This window comes from uncultured Sphingomonas sp., assembly GCF_913777625.1.
GTDB lineage: Bacteria > Pseudomonadota > Alphaproteobacteria > Sphingomonadales > Sphingomonadaceae > Sphingomonas.
Map to the genome: position 1 here is coordinate 36,747 of NZ_CAJYTI010000040.1, position 19,777 is coordinate 56,523.

Genomic DNA, 19,777 nt, shown 5'->3' on the forward strand with positions numbered 1-19,777 from the left:
TATTCTGGCCTCGGGAAGCATGGTCTTCCCGTAAGGGGATCCTGATGCACTTGGTACGCGCGCTGGCGCTGCTGCTTATCGGGTTCGGCACTGCGCCCGCCCATGCCGACTGGCGCGTCGCCGAGACGAACCATTTCGTCGTCTACGCCAATACCAGCGAATCCGTGCTGCGCCGCTATGCCGAACGGCTGGAAAAGTTCGACAAGGCGCTGCGGCTGGTCCGCGGGGTTGCCGAGACGCCGGTGAGCAAGGCCGGGCGAGTGACGGTCTATTTCGTCTCGCAGGACCGCGTCGCCAGCCTGGCGGGAAGCGCGGACATCGCCGGCTTCTACGAGGCGCGTGCCGGCGGATCGGTTGCCTTCGTGCCCGGCGATGCAGCAAATGACGGGCCGCTGTCGCTCAATGCGCAGCAGGTGCTGCAGCATGAATATGCCCATCATTTCATGTTCTCCAGCTGGCCCGGCACTGCCTTTCCGACATGGTTTTCGGAAGGCTGGGCGGAGTTTCATGCCACCGCGACCTTCGATCGCGAGGGCACCCTCCGGTTCGGCGACGCGCCCGCCTATCGCGCCTATGGCCTGCTGACCGGCGACCCACTGCCGATCCAGCAGATTCTGGCGGGCGCCGCCGGCAAGCTGCGCCCCGAGCAGCGCGAGGCGCTGTATGGCCGCGGCTGGGCGCTGGTCCATTATCTGAGCTTCGAGCCGAGCCGTGCCGGCCAGCTCGATGCGTATCTGAAGGCGATCACCATCGAGCGCAAATCGCCCGAGGCGGCCGCCGCCGTGTTCGGCGATCTCGGCGCGCTGCACCGCGAACTGGAACGGTTCCTCGTCAAGCCGAAGATCGCCGGTTTCCGCGTCCGCACCGACTTGCTGGCGATACCGCCGGTGACGGTTCGCACGCTGAGCCCCGGCCAGGCGGCGATGATGCCGGTGATCGTCCGCTCGCGTTCCGGCGTCAACGGAAAGACCGCGCCCGGCGTCTATGCCGACGCGGTCAAGATCGCCGCCGGCTATCCCGACGATCCCGCCGTCCAGCGCGCGCTGGCGGAGGCCGCCTATGACGCCAAGGACTATCCCGCGGCACGCGCCGCCGCGGACCGGGCACTCGTCGCCGACCCGCAGTTCGTCGAGGCGCTCTGCTACCGGGCGATGGCGCTGATGGCGATCGCCCAGGCCGCCAAGGACGAGAAGCCCGAGACCTGGGCCGAGATCCGCCGCACGATCAGCCGCGCCAACCGGCTCGATACCGAGGATCCGCGCCCGCTGATCCTCTATTTCCAAAGCTATGCCGAGCGCGGCCAGATGCCGCCCAAGATGGCGCGCGACGGCCTCGGACACGCCTATCAGCTGGCGCCGGAGGATCGCGGCCTGCGCCTGCAGGTCGCGGCCATGCTGATCGCCGATGGCGAGCCCGAGATTGCCCGTTCGATGCTCCTCGCGCTCACTTATGATCCGCATGCATCGGGTCTGGGCGAGGCAGCGTCGAAACTGATCGACACGATCGATGCCAAGAAGATCAACGCCCAGCCTACACCTGTACCGGCGAAATAGCGGCAAACCTTACCCGCCGCGGCTTGAACCGCCGCCGCTTTTCGCCGAAAGCGCAGGCCATGGCTACAACCGGGGTGGGTCCGCGCATGCGGCAGTTGGTCTTGCTGGTGGCGATGCTGCTCGCCTGGGGTGCGCCTGCGCGTGCGGACGACATCTCGGCCGCGGCGCGCGGCGTGGTGCGGATCGTCACCATCGCCGTGGCCGATGACGAAGTGGTCGGCTTCGGCCATGGCAGCGGCTTTGCCGTGGCGCCGAACCGCGTCGTCACCAACGCCCATGTCGTCGAGCTCGCCTCGCGCTATCCCGGCAACGTCGTCATCGGCGTGGTGCCGTCCGAAGGCAGCAAGTCCTTCCAGGGCAAGCTGATCGCGATCGACACCAAGCGCGACCTGGCGCTGATCGAATTCAGCGGCGCCAAGCTGGCGCCGCTCGCGCTGTTCAACGGCGCGGTCACCGACGGCGAGATGCTGATCGCGCTCGGCTATCCGGGCAATGTCGACATCGCCACGGCGCGCTCGGCGGCGGACTTCATCACGCCGCAGTCGCCGGTCCGCTCCCAGGGCGGCTTTGCCGGCACCCGCACGCTGGAGGGCATCTCGGTGCTGCTCCACACCGCCAACATCGCCCGCGGCAATTCGGGTGGACCGCTGCTCGATGCCTGCGGGCGGGTGCTCGGCGTCAACTCCGCGATCACCAACAGCGAGGAAGGCGATGCGACCTTCGCCTTCGCCATTTCGGACACCGAGCTGACCGGCTTCCTCACCCAGGCCAAGCAGCCTTTCGTCCAGATCGCCGCCCCCTGTATCAGCGTCGACCAGCGCATGGCGCTCGACAAGGCGGCCGAGGAGAAGGACCGTGCCGACGCGGCCAACCGGAACGCGCAGGCCGAAAGCGCCGCCGCCCGCGCCCGCGAAGCGGCGATCGACAAGGCGCGCGCCGCGAACGAATCGACGCGCGAAACCTTTATGGCAGGGGCCGCCGTGCTGCTGGTGTTCGGCGCGCTGGCGCTGGGCGCGGCCGGGCTGCTGCTCTCGCGCGACAAACAGCGGCCGGGCATCTGGAGCGCGGTGGGCGGCGGAGTGCTGCTGCTCGGCGCGGTCGCGCTGTTCGTGTTGCGGCCGAGCTTCGACGAGGCAAGCGTCGCCGCACCCGGCACCGGCAACGACACCGCCGAGGCCAAGCTGCCCGCCGATGCGGCGCAAGGGCCGCTGCTCTGCACGCTCCAGCCCGAGCGCAGCCGGATCACCGTATCGCCGGGCGAGCCGGTGCGGCTGAACGTGGGGCCGGACGGCTGTTTCGACGGCGGCACCCAGTACGCCGAATCCGGCCGCCGCTGGCAGCGCGTGCTGGCGCCCGCCGACGAACAGACCGTGACGGTCCGCGAGTTCGACCCGGACAGCGCGACGCTCACCGACACCCGCTATTATCTGTCGGCCGCCGACATGCAGAAGGTGCGCGACGCCAAGGCGCCGGTGCCGGTCAACCAGTGCACCGCCGACCAGGCCAAGCGCGCCAGCCTCGCCAGCCTGCAGCAGCTGATGCGGGCGAGCCTGCCGCCGGCCTATAACGAGAAGCTGGTCTATCACTGCGCCCCGGCTTCGGGGCAGTAAGGCGGTCTTCCTTTGGCTTCCCAAATAGCCGTCACCCCAGCGGAAGCTGGGGTCTCCCCGGGGCTGGGCTGACCCGGCGCAGCGTTACGGATGGAGATCCCAGCGTACGCTGGGATGACGCAGAGGTGGCGGCGCCCGCGCCTATTTCCGTTCGCGCACGCCTTCCCGCGCCCGCAGCACGCGCTTGCGGTCCAGTCCATAGGCGTAGCCGCCCATGCTGCCGTCGCCGCGCTGGGCGCGGTGGCAGGGGATGGCGAGCGCGACCGGATTGGCACCGCACGCGGTGCCCGCGGCGCGGACGGCCGCAGGCTTGCCGGCCAGCGCCGCCAGCTCGGCATAGCTGCGCGTCTCGCCCGGCGGGATGGTCCGCAGCGCCTGCCACACCGCCTCCTGGAAGGCGGTGCCCTGCACGTCGAGCGGCAGGTCGCGCTGGCGGTTCGGATCCTCGACCAGCGCCACCACCTCCGCCGCCAGCGCCGCGAAATCCTCGCCACCGGCTAGCACCGTCGCTGCCGGGAAGCGGCGGGCGAGCATGTCCGCATCCTCGTCGAAGGCGATACGGCACAGGCCCTTATCCGTCGCCGCGATCAGCAGCGGGCCGAGGCTGGTCGCCGCGATCGTCCAGCGGATCGTCGCCCCTGCCCCGCCCGCGCGCCACGCGCTCGGCGCCATGCCGAGCCGGGCACCGGCCTCGGCATAGAAACGGCTGGGGGCGGAATAGCCCGCCGCATAGATCGCCTGGGTCACGCTTGCCTCCTCCTCGAGTGCCGCCGCCGCGCGCCGGGCGCGCAGGCCGCGGGCATAGGCGGCCGGGGTCACGCCGGTCGCGCGCTTGAACAGCCGGTTGAAATGATGCGGCGCATAGCCGACCGCCGCCGCCAGCGCTTCCAGACCGATCGTCTCCTCCGCCGCGTCGAGCAGCGCCGTGGCCTGTGCCACCGCCGTCGCGTCGCGCGCCGCTTCGTCGGGCTTGCAGCGCAGGCAGGGGCGGAACCCGGCGGCGGCTGCCTCTTCGCCCTCGTCGAAGAAACGGACATTTTCCGGCCGCGGCCGGCGGGCCGGGCAGCTGGGCTTGCAGTAGATGCCCGTGGTCGTCACCGCGACGACGAACCGCCCGTCCTGCGCCCGGTCGCGGGCGACGAAGGCGGTCCAGCGGGGGTCTTCCAGGGCAGGCGCATCGCTCATGGGCCCTGCTATACGCCGCCTCCTGCCACCTCACATCCCGCCGCATGCGATCAAAAACCGTCTACCACCTTGCGGACGGCAGGCTTTGCTGGCACCGTTAACGTTAACAGGCGTGGTGGCGCGCGAAAGGGAGAGGGAATGTCCTTCTGGCATCGCACAGGCGCGCTGCGCTGGTGGATCATCGGCATCGTCATGCTCGGCACGATGCTCAACTATCTCACGCGGAGCACGCTGGCCGTTGCCGCGCCCAGCTTCATGGCCGATCTCCATATCGACGAGCGCCAATATTCCTACATCACCGCCGCCTTTCAGGGCGGCATCATGCTCCAGCCGGTGGTGGGCTATATTCTCGACGTGATCGGGCTGCGCTCGGGCCTGGCGCTGTTCGCCGCCGGCTGGGGGCTGCTGAGCATGGCGCACGGCCTGGCGTTCAGCTGGCAATGGCTGTTCGCGCTGCGCGGCCTGCTGGGCTTTGCCGAGGGGACCTCGCACACCGGCGGGTTGAAGGTCGTCTCCGAGTGGTTTCCGGCGCGCGAGCGGGGGCTGGCCGGGGGCATCTACAATCTCGGCGCCTCGGCCGGGGCGGCGATCGCGGCGCCGCTGGTCGCCGGATCGATCGCCTTGTGGAACTGGCGCGCGGCGTTCGTCGTCACCGGCGTGCTGGCGCTGCTCTGGGCGCTGCTTTGGCTCGCCCAGTATCGGTCGCCCCAGACGCATCCCGGCATCTCGGAACGCGAACGCGACCTGATCCTCAGCGGCCAGGAAGCGCATATCCAGGAACGCGCCGAGCGGCCGTCGCTGCTTCGCCTGCTCGGCCAGCGCAATTTCTGGGGCATCGCCCTGCCCCGCTTCCTCGCCGACCCGACCTGGGGGACGCTCACCTTCTGGATGCCGCTCTATCTGGTGAAGGTGCGCGGCTTCAACCTGACCGAGATCGCCGTCTCCGCCTTTCTGCCCTTTGTCGCGGCCGATCTCGGCTGCCTGTTCGGCCCGGCGCTGGCGCTGTTCCTCCAGCGCCGGGGCATCAGCCTGATCAACGCGCGCCGCTGGACCTTTACCGTCGGCGCGCTGCTGATGACCGGCATGATCTTCGTCGCCCGCGTCGAAAGCGCTTGGGCGGCGGTGGCGCTGCTCTGCCTCGGCGGCTTCGCGCACCAGACCCTCTCGGTCACCGTCATCACCATGGCGAGCGACCTCTTTCCCCGCAGCGAGCTCGGCACCGTCGCCGGGCTGGCCGGCACCTGCGCCAATGCCAGCATCCTGATCTTCTCGCTGCTGATCGGCGGGCTGGTCGCCTCGCTCGGCTATGGCCCCTTTTTCGTGGCGCTCGGGCTGCTCGACCTGCTCGCCGCCCTGCTGCTCTGGACCCTCGTCAAGGCCCCCCGATGATCCGCAATCCGATCCTGCCCGGCTTCAACCCCGATCCGTCGATCTGCCGCGTCGGCGACGATTATTACATCGCGACCTCGACCTTCGAGTGGTTCCCCGGCGTGCAGATCCACCACAGCCGCGACCTCGCCCACTGGACGCTGGTCGCCCGGCCGCTGGTGCGCGCCTCCCAGCTCGACCTGCGCGGCGATCCGGACAGCTGCGGGGTGTGGGCGCCGTGCCTCACCCATGACGGCACCCGCTTCTACCTCTGCTACACCGACGTGAAGCGCTATGGCCGCACGACGATGGGCGGCGCCTCCGGCGCGTCGCTGCGCGACTTCCACAACTACCTCGTCACCTGCGACACGATCGACGGCACCTGGTCCGATCCGGTGCGTCTCAACTCCAGCGGCTTCGACCCCTCGCTGTTCCACGACGACGATGGCCGCAAATGGCTGGTCAACCAGCTCTGGGACCATCGCCCGGGGCGCAACCGCTTCGCCGGCATCGTGCTGCAGGAAGTTGATGCGGCAACAGGCCAGCTCCTCGGCGAGCGCACCACCATCTTCCCCGGCACGGCGCTGGGGCTGACCGAGGCACCGCATCTCTATCGCCGCGGCGACTATTATTACCTGCTCACCGCCGAGGGCGGCACCGGCTGGAACCATGCCGTCACCATGGCGCGATCGCGGGCGATCACCGGCCCGTACGAACTCCACCCCGACACCTACATCCTTTCCAGCCGCACCCGGCCCGATGCGGTGCTCGCGCGGGCCGGCCACGCCGATCTGGTGCATACGCCCGAGGGCGAGCCCTGGCTGGTCTATCTCTGCGGCCGCCCGCTGCCGAACCGCGGGCGCTGCGTGCTCGGCCGCGAGACCGCGATCCAGCCTATGCGCTGGGGCGAGGATGGCTGGCTCTATACCCGCAACGGCCTGGGCCTGCCCGAGCTGGAAATGCGGGCGCTGCCCGGCGAGCCCTCGCCCGCGCGGGCCACGCATGCGCGCTACGACTTCGACGGCACCGACCTGCCGATCGACCTGCAATGGCTGCGCACCCCCGAGCCCGAGCGCATCTTCAGCCTCACCGCCCGGCCCGGCCATCTCCGCCTCCATGGCCGCGAGACGATCGGTAGCGTCTTCACCCAGGCGCTGGTCGCGCGGCGGCTGCAGGCCTTTTGCGTCTCGGCGTCCTGCCGCATCGACTTCGAACCCGCCGACTTCCAGCAGGCGGCGGGGCTGGTCGCCTATTACAACGGCGCCAAGTTCCACTATCTCCACATCAGCCACGACGAGGCGGTCGGGCGCCATCTGCGGGTGATGAGCGCGCTGCCCGACGCGCCGCAGGGCGACGCGTTCACCGGGCCGATCCCGCTGCCGCCGGGCCCGGTCGAGCTGCGCTGCGAGATCGATTACGAGCGGCTGCGCTTCGGCTGGCGGATGGCCGGCACCGAGGCGTGGCAATGGCTCCCCGAACTGTTCGACACCTCGATCCTCTCCGACGAGGCGAGCGCGCCGGGCCTGCCCAACTTTACCGGCGCCTTCCTCGGCATGGCCTGCCAGGACATGGGCGGCACGGGGACACCGGCGGACTTCGACTGGTTCGACTATCGCGAGCGGGCGTTTTTGGCCGACGCGTCGGCGGGGTAATTTCGCAGGCAGGGCATAGCCGCGCTGGTGGAAGTGGCGGCTCGAAGTTTAGGAAGTTTAGGCGTTCGCGCGTCTCCCGCAGCCATCGCAAGCGACCCGGGACGGACGCGAAGTTTAGGAAGTTCATACCGTACGGCGTGATCGGAAATCGGTCCGCCCAGCGTCAGGCCAGCGAACGCTGACATCTCCGACAGGAGCGCTCCTCCGTTTTGCCCAGCCTTCAGGAGATCCCAGCGTTCGCTGGGGTGATGGCTGATGGTTGGGCAAAGCAGTCCGCGGATGAGTCAGGATCAGCGCAACCTCGTATCAGGCATACGGCAATGCCGCGCGCGTGGCCAGCGGAGGTGAATCGGGAAGGCGCGAAGCGTATCGCATCGCGCGCGTCGGCGCAGTACCGAACGGTGTCAAAGAGCGCGCGCCCGTGGCAGTAGAGCGGTACATATAGGAAACACGGCGCAACGCACAAGACCATGGCTGATCCGTCCGACGGCAGCATCAATGGCCCCTAACCAATGGGTAGAGCTGGTGGTTAGCTGCCGTCCGTCCGAGTGCGAGCCCTTTCGAACTGACTGGCAAACTTGACGTTGTAAGCGTGAAATTCACCCTCCGGGGTAACGACAAGCTCGGTTTCGTTAGACCTTTGAAACGTGTCCTCAAGCGCCTCGTCATTGACCTTAAGGCTGACGGTTAGAGTGTTATCATCATTACCAATCAGCTTATAGTCATAAAGGACTGGCCGCCCGAACCAAATGACCTCGCCCCCTTCGATGATTAACTCAGAAAAAGGGTTCTCTATTTCAGGCCAACGACCTTGCATTTCGTTTGGCAGCGGCGCGTCTCGCTCAAATCGCTCCACCGTTTGATCCTCTAAGTGCATTTCCCTGCACTCTAAGCTGGAAGCGAACGTCCGCGAGTGGGCGATAGCCGTCGCTCGCCACCGACCCCGCCTACTCCCCCTCCGGCAGCATGCTCGCCCGCCGCAGCCGGGCTTCCAGATCCTCGACGATCGACTCGCGACTGCGGAACGCATGCTGCAGGTCGCGCCGGCCGAGCGGCATCAGGAATTCGCAGCCGTGGCGCGGGCCGTCCTGCCAGACCACCTTGGCCTCGCGCGCGCCGGCGCCCGACAGGCCGATCCAGATCAGCGTGCCCGGCGACAGTTCCACCTCGGCCTTGAACAGGAAGCCGGTACGCGAGAAATTCTCGACCACCGCGTCGAACGGCCGCCCGTCCATGCCGCGCACCGTGGTTTCGCTCTGCACGAGGAAGCGCACCGCGCCGCGCGCGTCCATGCTTCCCCACACTTCCAGCCTCGCGACGAGCACCAGCACCTTCCCTTGCCCCAAGAGACACGACCGTAGAACAATCGGGGTTAACGCCGGACCAACGCCGGTGCCGATCTTGACGCGGCGCAGCATCGCTGCCATATGCCGCACCACGACGAGGCATTTACATGCAGCGTGATCGGCGGCGCGCACCCTTTCCGGGGAAAAAGCGCCGCTCGGCTCTGCCTCGTCCTTACCGGCTTCCCAAATCACGCGGGGCGTCACTTGTTGACCCCGCCTACGCACGCGCCCTTCGAAGACGGCCGTGCGCCGGCCCATTTGTAAGGGTTTTCCATGTTGTTCAAAGACCTCGGCCTTTCCGAGACCGTCCTCGCTGCGCTCGCGGCGAAGGGCTATACTGAAGCCACGCCGATTCAGGCGCAGTCGATCCCCGCGCTGCTCGAAGGCCGCGACCTGCTCGGCATCGCGCAGACCGGCACCGGCAAGACCGCGGCGTTCATGCTGCCGTCGATCGACCGACTCGTCGCCTCGGGCCGCCGTGCCCAGCCGCGCGGCTGCCGCATGCTTGTCCTCGCGCCGACCCGCGAGCTCGCCGCGCAGATCGCCGACAATGCCAAGCATTATGCCAGCGGCACCGGCCTGCGCATCGCCACCGTGTTCGGCGGCACCTCGGTCCACAAGAACAAGACCGACCTCGCCCGCGGCGTCGACATCCTCGTCGCCACGCCGGGTCGCCTCGTCGACCTGCTCGACCAGTGCTACATGATCCTGCTGGGCATCGAGATCCTGGTGCTCGACGAAGCCGACCAGATGCTCGACCTCGGCTTCATCCATGCGCTGCGCCGCATCGTGAAGGAGCTGCCGGCCAAGCGCCAGTCGCTGTTCTTCTCGGCGACCATGCCCAAGACGATCCGCGAGCTGGCCAGCCAGTTCATCCACAATCCGGTCGAAGTGAAGGTGACCCCGGTCGCCACCACGGCGGAGCGCGTCGAGCAGTTCGTCACCTATGTGACCCAGGCCGAGAAGCAGGCGCTGCTGACCATGCAGCTGCGCAACCCGGAGATCGATCGCGCGCTGATCTTCACCCGCACCAAGCATGGCGCCGACCGCGTCGTGCGGCTGCTCGCCGGCAACGGCATCGCCGCCAACGCGATCCACGGCAACAAGAGCCAGCCGCAGCGCGAGCGTGCGCTGGGCGAGTTCCGCTCGGGCAAGGTCAAGCTGATGGTGGCGACCGACATCGCCGCGCGCGGCATCGACGTGTCGGGGGTGAGCCATGTGTTCAACTTCGAGCTGCCGAACGTGCCGGAGCAATATGTCCACCGCATCGGCCGCACCGCGCGCGCCGGCGCCGACGGCATCGCGATCAGCTACTGCGCCGATGACGAGCGTCCGTACCTGAAGGACATCGAGCGGCTGACCCGCCAGAAGCTCACCGTGCAGCCGCTGCCGGAGAACTTCATGGCCGAGGCCGACAAGATCAAGTCGACCCGCTCGCCGATGCCGGCGAGCCGCGACGAGCAGAACGGCCGCAACGGCCGCGCGATGCAGCATGCCTCGGGCCGTCGTGGCGACGGCCAGCCGGGCGGCCGTGGTCGCGGCGGTCCGCGCAGCGATGCGCCGCGTGGTGGCGAGCAGCGCCGGGCCGAGGGCGGTCCGCGCAGCGACCAGCCGCGTCGCCAGGACGGTGCCGGCCATGCCGGTGCGGGCGCCGGTCGCGGCCCGGGTGCGCCGAAGCGCAAGTTCAACGCGCGTCCCGCCGGCAGCGGCCAGGGTCGCCCCGGCGGCGGCAATCGCGGCCAGGGCGGCGGCGCAGGGCGCGCGCGCTGAACTGAGAACAACGGGCGCCACCGCTTGCTGCTGCAGGTGACGGCGTCCACCTTTACGATCGTCATCCCCGCGCAGGCGGGGATCCATTGATGGAGACGGCGCGGCGCTTGCTGAATCGTCCTGGCAAATGGATCCCCGCCTGCGCGGGGATGACGGTTTTTGGACGGTGGCGATGCCGCCCCGTCCCACACCGGCACAGGCTGTGCCAAAGCCGGTCATTCACCAATTTCAATAATCTAGCGGCCGCTGCGAGCGTCCGGTAGCGCTCTTCCCACTCAACGGGTGGGAATGGATGACGATGCGTACTGCTGTGATGGCCGCTGCTCTGGCGCTCGGCGCCGTGATGCCCGCCGCCGCCAATGCCTCGGTGATCATCACCGGCATCGATGACGATCCCGGCTATCTCGCCGCGGACCAGATGATCTACACCCCCACCGGATTCGTCGGCAATTGGCCCGGGATGAGCCGGTTCCGCGTCACCGGCACCGAGAATGGCAAGGCGGTGGAGTTCCTCACCTACTGCGTCGCCGCCTTCACCGAGCTGAACACCGGCACCTTCGAGCGCGCCGACATCGCGTCGGTGCTCAGCGACACCACTCGCCAGCAGCAGCTGCTGACCCTGCTCACCCATTCGGACCTGCTCCTCGGCGCCGAGACCGACCTGCTCGCCCGCAAGACCATCTCCGCCGCCACCCAGCTGGCGGTGTGGGAGATCCTCGAAGAGCATGGCGGCAGCTACGACACCACCAGCGGCCAGTTCTACACCGTCGGCGGCAACAGCGACGATGCGCGCGCCCTGGCCAACAGCTACCTGACCCAGATCACCACCGGCGGCTGGACCGCAATCGCCGGCCACAAGCTGCAGGTGCTGTTCTCGAACGACCAGCAGAGCCAGGTCTTCCTCAGCGCCGTGCCCGAGCCGGCGAGCTGGGCGACGATGATCGGCGGCTTCGCGCTGGTCGGCGGCATGTTCCGGCGTCGTCGCGCTGCGGCATATCGCGTCGCCTGACAGCAGCTAACGTCATGATTTCGGGGCAGGCGCGTCGCTCGCCTGCCCTTTTTCTTTTGTGCGTCGCAGCGCCCGAAAATCCAAAGATGAAATGGACGTGTGACGTTTCGGCGACTCGGGTTGCATCCCTCGAACCGCGATGCTAGCAGCCCGGCAACCCATCGGGGGCGCAGTATGCGTCGCCCCCCTTTTGTGCATGGGGTCACTTCCGACCCTCCGAGAGGAAACGAATCGCGTGGAGAATTCCGGCGGTATTCAGGCCAGCCTAAGCGGACGCTACGCAACCGCGCTCTTCGAGCTGGCACGTGACGCCAAGGCCATCGAGGCCGTCGAAGCCAGCCTTGCGACCGTGCGGGCGGCGCTCGACGAATCGCCCGAGTTCAAGGCGCTGACCACCAGCCCGCTGATCGGCCGCAAGGACGCCGGCAAGGCCGTCGCTGCGGCGGCCGGCGTGATGGCGCTGGATGCGACGACGGCCAAGTTCCTCGGCGTGCTCGCCGAGAACCGTCGCCTCGCGCAGCTGCCGGCGATCATCCGCATGTTCCGCATGCTGGCCACCGGCCATCGCGGCGAGACGACCGCGGAAGTGGCGTCGGCACACCCGCTCGATGCCGAACAGGTCGACGCGCTCAAGCAGCAGCTCCGCACCCGTATCGGCCGCGAGGTCTCGGTCGACCTGTCGGTAGACCCCTCGCTGCTCGGCGGCCTGGTCGTGAAGATCGGCAGCCAGATGATCGATTCGTCGATCAAGACCCGACTGAACTCCCTCGCGCACGCGATGAAAGGCTGAAGGCTAAGAAGATGGATATCCGCGCCGCAGAAATCTCGAAGGTCATCAAGGACCAGATCGCCAATTTCGGCACCGAAGCGCAGGTTTCGGAAATCGGCCAGGTGCTGTCCGTCGGCGACGGCATCGCGCGCATCCACGGGCTGGACAATGTCCAGGCCGGTGAGATGGTCGAATTCGCCAATGGCGTGCAGGGCATGGCGCTCAACCTCGAGGCCGACAATGTCGGCGTCGTGATCTTCGGCTCGGACGCCGAGATCAAGGAAGGCGACACCGTCAAGCGCACCGGCACGATCGTGGACGTCCCCGTCGGCAAGGGCCTGCTCGGCCGCGTCGTCGATGGCCTGGGCAACCCGATCGATGGCAAGGGCCCGATCGAATATACCGAGCGTCGCCGCGTCGAAGTGAAGGCGCCGGGCATCATCCCGCGCAAGTCGGTGCACGAGCCGGTGCAGACCGGCCTGAAGGCGATCGACGCGCTGGTGCCGATCGGCCGTGGCCAGCGCGAGCTGATCATCGGCGACCGCCAGACCGGCAAGACCGCCGTCGCGATCGACACCTTCATCAACCAGAAGGGCCCGAACAGCTCGGGCGACGAAGGCAAGAAGCTCTACTGCATCTACGTCGCGATCGGCCAGAAGCGCTCGACCGTCGCGCAGATCGTCCGCCAGCTCGAAGAGAATGGCGCGATGGAGTATTCGATCGTCGTCGCCGCCACCGCGTCGGAGCCGGCCCCGCTCCAGTTCCTCGCGCCGTACACCGGCTGCGCGATGGGCGAGTATTTCCGCGACAACGGCATGCACGCCGTGATCGTGTATGACGATCTTTCGAAGCAGGCCGTCGCCTATCGTCAGATGTCGCTGCTGCTCCGCCGCCCGCCGGGCCGCGAAGCCTATCCGGGCGACGTGTTCTATCTCCACAGCCGCCTGCTCGAGCGCGCCGCGAAGATGAACGACGCCAACGGCTCGGGCTCGCTGACCGCGCTTCCGATCATCGAAACCCAGGCGGGCGACGTCTCGGCCTACATTCCGACCAACGTGATCTCGATCACCGACGGCCAGATCTTCCTCGAGACGAACCTGTTCTATCAGGGCATCCGTCCGGCGATCAACGTCGGTCTGTCGGTGTCGCGCGTGGGTTCGTCGGCGCAGACCAAGGCGATGAAGAAGGTGTCGGGCTCGATCAAGCTCGAGCTGGCGCAGTATCGCGAAATGGCCGCGTTCGCGCAGTTCGGTTCGGACCTCGACGCCTCGACCCAGAAGCTGCTGAACCGCGGTGCGCGCCTGACCGAGCTGCTCAAGCAGCCGCAGTTCAGCCCGCTGTCGTTCGAAGAGCAGACTATCTCGATCTTCGCCGGCACCAACGGCTATCTCGACAATGTCGCGGTGAAGGACGTGGTCCGCTTCGAAGCCGCGATGCTCGCGCACTTCCGTTCGCAGCATGCCGAGGTGCTCGCCGAGATCCGCGACACCAAGGCCTTCGAGAACGGTACGCGAGACAAGGTGAAGGCCGTGCTCGACGCCTTCACCAAGACCTTCGCCTAAGGGACTGCCGCCGGATGGCCAACCTCAAGGAACTCAAGGGCCGGATCGCCTCGGTCAAGTCGACCCAGAAGATCACCAAGGCCAAGCAGATGGTCGCGGCGGCGAAGCTGCGGAAGGCGCAAGCCGCCGCAGAAGCCGCGCGCCCCTATGCCCAGCGCCTTGAGGGCGTGGTCGCCAGCCTCGCCAGCAAGGTAGGGGCCAGCGACAATGCGCCGCGTCTCCTCGCTAGCACCGGCAAGGCGGACACCCAGCTGCTCATCGTCGCCAATGGCGACAAGGGCCTGTCGGGTGCGTTCAACGCCAACATCGTCAAGGCGGCGATCCTCAAGGCGCGCACGCTGATCGCCGAGGGCAAGACGGTGAAGTTCTACCTCGTCGGCCGCAAGGGCCGCGCGGTGATCGCCCGTACCTTCCCCGGCATGATCGTCGGCCAGTTCGACACGACTGCCGTGCGGACGCCGGGCTATGACGAGGCGCGTGCGATCGCCAAGGACGTGACCGACCGCTTCTTCGCGGGCGAGTTCGACGTGGCGACCCTGTTCTACTCGCACTTCCGCTCGGCGCTGGCCCAGGTGCCGACCGAGCAGCAGCTGATCCCGGTCTCTGTGCCGGAGACGACGGTGGCGAGTGCGGGTGCGTCGGTCGAATATGAGCCGGACGAAGAGACGATCCTCGCCGATCTGCTGCCGCGCAACCTGACGGTGCAGATCTTCAAGGCGCTGCTGGAGAACCAGGCCAGCGAGCAGGGCGCGTCGATGACCGCGATGGACAACGCCACGCGCAACGCCGGCGACCTGATCAACCGTCTGACGATCCAGTATAACCGTTCCCGCCAGGCCGCGATCACGACCGAGCTGGTGGAAATCATTTCGGGCGCCGAAGCGCTCTAAAAGCTGCACGAAGCAAGGAAAGCAACAATGGCAACCGCCGCTGTAGACACCACCCCGACCACGGGCACCAACAATGTCGGCCGCATCAGCCAGGTGATCGGCGCGGTCGTCGACGTGACGTTCGAAAACAACCTGCCGGCGATCCTTTCGGCGCTCGAGACGCAGAACAACGGCAACCGCCTGGTTCTGGAAGTCGCGCAGCATCTGGGCGAGAACACCGTCCGCACGATCGCGATGGACGCGACCGAGGGCCTGACCCGCGGCCAGACCGTCACCGACACCGGCAACCAGATCCAGGTTCCCGTCGGCCCGGCGACGCTCGGCCGCATCCTCAACGTCGTCGGCGAGCCGATCGACGAGCGCGGCCCGGTCAGCACCGATCTGCGCGCGCCGATCCACGCCAAGGCCCCCGAGTTCATCGAGCAGTCGACCGACAGCGCGATTCTCGTCACCGGCATCAAGGTCATCGACCTGCTCGCGCCCTACGCGAAGGGCGGCAAGATCGGCCTGTTCGGCGGCGCCGGCGTGGGCAAGACCGTGCTCATCCAGGAGCTGATCAACAACATCGCGAAGGGCCATGGCGGCACCTCGGTGTTCGCGGGCGTCGGTGAGCGTACCCGCGAGGGCAACGATCTCTATCACGAGTTCCTCGACGCCGGCGTCATCGCCAAGGACGCCGACGGCAACGCGATCAGTGAAGGCTCGAAGGTCGCCCTTGTTTACGGCCAGATGAACGAGCCGCCGGGCGCCCGTGCCCGCGTCGCGCTCTCGGGCCTGACGATCGCCGAATATTTCCGCGACGTCGAAGGCCAGGACGTGCTGTTCTTCGTCGACAACATCTTCCGCTTCACCCAGGCAGGCGCGGAAGTGTCGGCACTGCTCGGCCGTATTCCGTCGGCGGTGGGCTATCAGCCGACCCTGTCGACCGACATGGGCGCGCTGCAGGAGCGCATCACCTCGACCACCAAGGGGTCGATCACCTCGGTGCAGGCCGTGTACGTGCCCGCCGACGATCTTACCGATCCGGCGCCGGCAACCTCGTTCGCCCACCTCGACGCGACGACCGTGCTCAACCGCGCCATCTCCGAGCTGGGCATCTACCCGGCGGTGGATCCGCTCGACTCGACCAGCCGCGTGCTCGAGCCGCGCGTTGTCGGCCAGGAGCATTACGAGACGGCGCGTGCGGTGCAGGCCATTCTGCAGAAGTACAAGTCGCTGCAGGACATCATCGCGATCCTGGGCATGGACGAGCTTTCCGAAGAGGATAAGCTGACCGTCGCCCGCGCCCGCAAGATCCAGCGCTTCCTTTCGCAGCCGTTCCACGTCGCCGAAGTGTTCACCGGCATTCCGGGCGCCTTCGTGCAGCTGGAAGACACGGTGCGCTCGTTCAAGGCGGTGGTCGACGGCGAGTATGACCATCTGCCGGAAGCGGCCTTCTACATGGTCGGCGGCATCGACGACGCGATCGCCAAGGCCAAGAAGCTCGCCGACGAGGCGTAAGCCACTACTAGCCCCTCCCCTTCAGGGGAGGGGTCGGGGTGGGGCGCGAGCGCAAGCGAGCGTCCGATCACCCCAGCGAATACCGACGTCGGGGGCGGTGTCCCCCACCCCAACCCCTCCCCTAAAGGGGAGGGGCTTAGGAAGAACCGAGATGCTGCACTTCGAACTCGTCACTCCGGAACGTCTCGTCCGCTCGGAAGAGGTCCATATGGTCGTCGTCCCCGGCAGCGAGGGCGATTTCGGCGTGCTCGAAGGCCATGCGCCGATCATGTCGACGATCCGCGACGGCAATATCGAGCTCTACAAGCCCGGCGCGACCACGCCGGAGCTCATCCGCGTCGAGGGCGGTTTCGCCGAGGTCAACGAGCTCGGTCTCACCGTGCTGGCCGAACGCGCCGAATAACCAACGGCAAGCGCCGCTGCTAGTCAGACAGCCTCGCGAATGCGGGGCTGTTTGCGTTTCGAGCGCTGGCGTTGCCGGATCCGGCGTCGGAAGTCCCGGCACCGCGCAGCATGCGTCACCCCAGCGAAAGCTGGGGTCTCGTGTAGCAGCGCCCTGCCGCCGAATAGCGTATAACGGGAGATCCCAGCGTGCGCTGGGATGACGATTGGCGGCAAGGCAGCACTGCTCCACCCCCGCATAGTTAGCCAATTCGCAAGGCTTTTCCTTTACCCCTCGGTACTTCCTTGGGGACTGAAGGTTCGATGAGCGCGTTCGGGCGTCGTGGTGGCATAGGAAACGGAACCGGAGGCCGGCCGGCCTTCGGAGTCGCGCGGCCGATGCAGGGCGGCGGCTTCCAGCGCGCCGAGCCCGTGCCGCTGGGCGGCGAGCAGTTCCCGCCGCTCGATTCGGTGCCGCTCCCCGGCCAGGACCCCTACGACCCGATGCTGGAGCGCGACCCGCTGGGCCCCAGCGCCGCCAGCGCCGATGCGATGCAGCGGCTTGCCGACCGCCAGGCGGCGCCGGTCGACTTTGGCGGTGCGCGCAACGAAGGCTTCGAGGCGTCGATCCACCGCATCAAGGAGCAGGTGCTGCCGCGCCTGCTTGAGCGCGTCGATCCCGAAGCCGCGGCGACGCTGACCAAGGACGAGCTGGCCGAGGAATTCCGCCCGATCATCGGCGAGGTGCTCGGCGAGCTCAAGCTCACCCTCAACCGGCGCGAGCAGTTCGCGCTGGAAAAGGTGCTGGTCGACGAACTGCTGGGGCTCGGGCCGCTGGAAGAGCTGCTCGCCGATCCGGCAGTCAGCGACATCATGGTCAACGGCCCCGAGCAGACCTATGTCGAGCGCAAGGGCAAGCTCGAGCTCGCCAACATCAATTTCCGCGACGAGGAGCATCTGTTCCAGATCGCCCAGCGGATCTGCAATTCGGTCGGCCGCCGCGTCGACCAGACCACCCCGCTCGCCGACGCCCGCCTCAAGGACGGCAGCCGCGTCAACGTGATCGTGCCGCCGCTCTCCTTGCGCGGTACCGCCATCTCGATCCGTAAGTTTTCCGCCAAGCCGATCACGCTCGACATGATGGCCAAGGGCGGATCGATGTCCGAGAAAATGGCGACCGCGCTCAAGATCGCGGGCGCCAGCCGGTTCAACATCGTCATCTCGGGCGGCACCGGCTCGGGCAAGACGACGATGCTCAACGCGATCTCGAAGATGATCGACCCCGGCGAGCGCGTGCTGACGATCGAGGACGCCGCCGAACTTCGCCTGCAGCAGCCGCACTGGCTGCCGCTGGAAACCCGGCCCGCCAACCTGGAAGGCCAGGGCGAGATCTCGATCCGCGACCTGGTCAAGAACGCGCTGCGCATGCGGCCCGACCGCATCATCCTCGGCGAAATCCGCGGCGCCGAGTGTTTCGACATGCTCGCGGCGATGAACACCGGTCACGACGGATCGATGTGCACCCTCCACTCGAACAGCCCCCGCGAGGCGCTGGCGCGCATGGAGAACATGGTGATGATGTCGGACATCAAGGTGCCCAAGGAAGCGATCAGCCGCCAGATCGCCGATTCGGTGGACCTGATCATCCAGGTGAAGCGCCTGCGCGACGGCAGCCGCCGGGTGACCAACATCACCGAGGTGATCGGCATGGAAGGCCCGGTGATCGTCACCCAGGAGCTGTTCAAGTTCGAATATCTCGACGAGGGCACCGACGGGAAGATCATCGGCGAATATCGCTCGATGGGGCTTCGCCCGTACACGCTCGACAAGGCGCGGCAGTTCGGGTTCGACCAGGCGCTGCTCGAGGCGTGTCTCTAACCAGATCCTCCCCCGAAGGACCGGGCTAGCGGATAGGAAGCGCGGGCCAGCAGCATCTCAAAACCTTCGTCATTCCCGCGAAGGCAGGAATCCATTGCCCTGAGCGCTGGGGAAAGAACCTCGACATCAGCGCCAATGGATCCCCGCCTTCGCGGGGATGACGGCGTATTTTGGCATATGCGATAGCCCGCCCCCCTCCCGGGGGAGGATCATTGGCCCCTCACCCCAGGTGCAGCGCGACGCTGACCAGCACCAGCGCGGCGAACAGCCCGGCCATCTGGATCGCCATCCACGGCACCCAGCCCACCCGCTCCAGGTCGCGCCGCTTGCGGCGGCGATGTTCGGCCAGTCCCGCGAGGATCGCGATTCCCAGCGCAACCCCTGCGCCGATCCAGAATTCTAGTTGCATCGTCACCTTGTTGCGTCACAGTCGCGCACCGATAGCAGGGAGCCATCGTCAATGCGCCATCGTCTTGTCGCCGTCGCCGCCGTCACTACCCTCGCCGCCGTCGCCAGCGTGGCGGCGCAGCAGCCCGCCTCGCTACGCCGGGCGATCGAGAACGCGGTCGCGGCGCCCAGCCGCACGCCCGCCAACACCGCGCGCGACAAATATCGCCACCCTGCCGACACGCTCGCCTTTTTCGGCGTGAAGTCGAGCGACACGGTGGTCGAGATCTGGCCGAGCGGCGGCTGGTACACCGAGATCCTGGCGCCGCTCACCAAGGGCAAAGGCACGCTCTACGCCGCCGTACCGAGCGGCAACGCCAAGGGCATCGAGGCGCTGAAGGCCAAGGACGCGGCGCTCTACGGCCCGATCCGCGTCGTCAGCTTCCCCGCCGCCGCCGGTCAGGCCAAGGTGCCGGACGGCAGCGCCGATGTGGTGCTCACCTTCCGCAACGTCCACAATTGGCGGATGGGCTATCAGCAGGACGGCAAGGACTATTCGCCCGAAGCGTTCAAGCAGATGTACGCGATGCTCAAGAAGGGCGGCACGCTCGGCATCGAGGACCATCGCCTGCCCGAAAGCGCGAGCGACGAGCGCGAGACCAAGAGCGGCTATATCAAGGTCTCCACCGTCCGTCGGCTGGCGGAGGCGGCGGGCTTCAAGTTCGTCGGCGCGTCCGAGGTCAACGCCAACAAGGCCGATCCTGCCGACTGGCCGAACGGTGTGTGGACGCTGCCGCCCACCTATGCGCTGAAGGACCAGGACCGCGCCAAATATGCCGCGATCGGCGAGAGCGACCGCATGACCCTCAAGTTCCGCAAGCCCTGAGGCACACGCCCGATCGCCGCACCGCCAGCGG

At 67.5% G+C, this 19,777-nt stretch carries 17 protein-coding genes; 13 read left to right on the forward strand and 4 right to left on the reverse strand.

Annotated features, from left to right (window positions below; genetic code table 11):
* The first annotated feature begins 44 nt into the window (after positions 1-44).
* A complete protein-coding gene (locus tag QZ814_RS18120; protein ID WP_294334891.1) occupies positions 45-1,553 on the forward strand; it encodes a hypothetical protein in 1,509 nt (502 codons plus the stop codon).
* Positions 1,554-1,612: 59 nt separating this feature from the next.
* Positions 1,613-3,163 carry a serine protease gene (locus tag QZ814_RS18125; RefSeq protein ID WP_294334893.1) on the forward strand — a complete coding sequence of 517 codons (1,551 nt, stop codon included), beginning with the start codon at positions 1,613-1,615 and terminating at the stop codon, positions 3,161-3,163.
* A 141-nt stretch (positions 3,164-3,304) separates the two neighbouring features.
* Here the strand turns inward: QZ814_RS18125 and ada are convergent, their stop codons facing one another.
* The gene (gene ada / locus QZ814_RS18130; RefSeq protein ID WP_294334896.1) at positions 3,305-4,348 is read right to left on the reverse strand and encodes a bifunctional DNA-binding transcriptional regulator/O6-methylguanine-DNA methyltransferase Ada; all 1,044 of its coding nucleotides are present in this window, start codon (positions 4,346-4,348) and stop codon (positions 3,305-3,307) included.
* Positions 4,349-4,486: 138 nt separating this feature from the next.
* Here ada and QZ814_RS18135 point away from each other — a divergent pair, with 138 nt between their 5' ends.
* Together QZ814_RS18135 and QZ814_RS18140 are read left to right on the forward strand one after the other, a co-directional pair.
* Positions 4,487-5,737 (forward strand): MFS transporter, encoded by a 1,251-nt coding sequence (locus QZ814_RS18135; protein WP_294334898.1) that lies wholly within the window; start codon positions 4,487-4,489, stop codon positions 5,735-5,737.
* Complete coding sequence (locus QZ814_RS18140; RefSeq protein ID WP_294334900.1) at positions 5,734-7,368, forward strand: glycoside hydrolase family 43 protein; 1,635 nt, start codon at positions 5,734-5,736, stop codon at positions 7,366-7,368. The genes QZ814_RS18135 and QZ814_RS18140 overlap by 4 nt, the downstream gene beginning before the upstream one ends.
* Positions 7,369-7,897: 529 nt before the next feature.
* On the opposite strand, the gene QZ814_RS18145 is transcribed toward QZ814_RS18140, so the two are convergent.
* Positions 7,898-8,224, reverse strand: a complete 327-nt coding sequence (locus tag QZ814_RS18145) for a hypothetical protein (protein ID WP_294334903.1) — start codon at positions 8,222-8,224, stop codon at positions 7,898-7,900.
* Positions 8,225-8,315: 91 nt separating this feature from the next.
* The gene (locus QZ814_RS18150) at positions 8,316-8,918 is read right to left on the reverse strand and encodes a PilZ domain-containing protein (protein WP_294334906.1); all 603 of its coding nucleotides are present in this window, start codon (positions 8,916-8,918) and stop codon (positions 8,316-8,318) included.
* A gap of 69 nt (positions 8,919-8,987) precedes the next feature.
* Between QZ814_RS18150 and QZ814_RS18155 the strand changes: the two genes are divergently transcribed.
* The 8 genes from QZ814_RS18155 to QZ814_RS18190 all read left to right on the forward strand — a co-directional run bounded on the left by QZ814_RS18155 (position 8,988) and on the right by QZ814_RS18190 (position 18,473).
* On the forward strand, positions 8,988-10,484 hold the full coding sequence (locus QZ814_RS18155; RefSeq protein WP_294334908.1) for a DEAD/DEAH box helicase: 1,497 nt from the start codon (positions 8,988-8,990) through the stop codon (positions 10,482-10,484).
* A 298-nt stretch (positions 10,485-10,782) separates the two neighbouring features.
* Positions 10,783-11,493 carry a PEPxxWA-CTERM sorting domain-containing protein gene (locus tag QZ814_RS18160; RefSeq protein ID WP_294334910.1) on the forward strand — a complete coding sequence of 237 codons (711 nt, stop codon included), beginning with the start codon at positions 10,783-10,785 and terminating at the stop codon, positions 11,491-11,493.
* Between the two features lie 235 nt (positions 11,494-11,728).
* Positions 11,729-12,283: a F0F1 ATP synthase subunit delta gene (locus QZ814_RS18165; RefSeq protein WP_294334911.1), complete on the forward strand. Its 555-nt coding sequence runs from the start codon at positions 11,729-11,731 to the stop codon at positions 12,281-12,283.
* A gap of 11 nt (positions 12,284-12,294) precedes the next feature.
* Positions 12,295-13,824, forward strand: a complete 1,530-nt coding sequence (gene atpA, locus QZ814_RS18170; protein WP_294334913.1) for a F0F1 ATP synthase subunit alpha — start codon at positions 12,295-12,297, stop codon at positions 13,822-13,824.
* A gap of 14 nt (positions 13,825-13,838) precedes the next feature.
* Positions 13,839-14,714 carry a F0F1 ATP synthase subunit gamma gene (locus QZ814_RS18175; protein WP_126000590.1) on the forward strand — a complete coding sequence of 292 codons (876 nt, stop codon included), beginning with the start codon at positions 13,839-13,841 and terminating at the stop codon, positions 14,712-14,714.
* 27 nt (positions 14,715-14,741) lie between these two features.
* Positions 14,742-16,214: a F0F1 ATP synthase subunit beta gene (gene atpD / locus QZ814_RS18180; RefSeq protein WP_294334916.1), complete on the forward strand. Its 1,473-nt coding sequence runs from the start codon at positions 14,742-14,744 to the stop codon at positions 16,212-16,214.
* A 151-nt stretch (positions 16,215-16,365) separates the two neighbouring features.
* Positions 16,366-16,617, forward strand: a complete 252-nt coding sequence (locus QZ814_RS18185) for an ATP synthase F1 subunit epsilon (RefSeq protein ID WP_141988115.1) — start codon at positions 16,366-16,368, stop codon at positions 16,615-16,617.
* Between the two features lie 302 nt (positions 16,618-16,919).
* Positions 16,920-18,473, forward strand: coding sequence for a CpaF family protein (locus QZ814_RS18190; protein WP_294334920.1), 1,554 nt, complete (start codon positions 16,920-16,922; stop codon positions 18,471-18,473).
* A gap of 220 nt (positions 18,474-18,693) precedes the next feature.
* Here QZ814_RS18190 and QZ814_RS18195 read toward each other — a convergent pair whose 3' ends face one another.
* A complete protein-coding gene (locus QZ814_RS18195; RefSeq protein WP_294334923.1) occupies positions 18,694-18,882 on the reverse strand; it encodes a hypothetical protein in 189 nt (62 codons plus the stop codon).
* A gap of 51 nt (positions 18,883-18,933) precedes the next feature.
* On the opposite strand from QZ814_RS18195, the gene QZ814_RS18200 reads away from it, so the two are divergent.
* Positions 18,934-19,746, forward strand: a complete 813-nt coding sequence (locus QZ814_RS18200; RefSeq protein ID WP_294334926.1) for a methyltransferase — start codon at positions 18,934-18,936, stop codon at positions 19,744-19,746.
* The last annotated feature ends 31 nt before the right edge of the window (positions 19,747-19,777 follow it).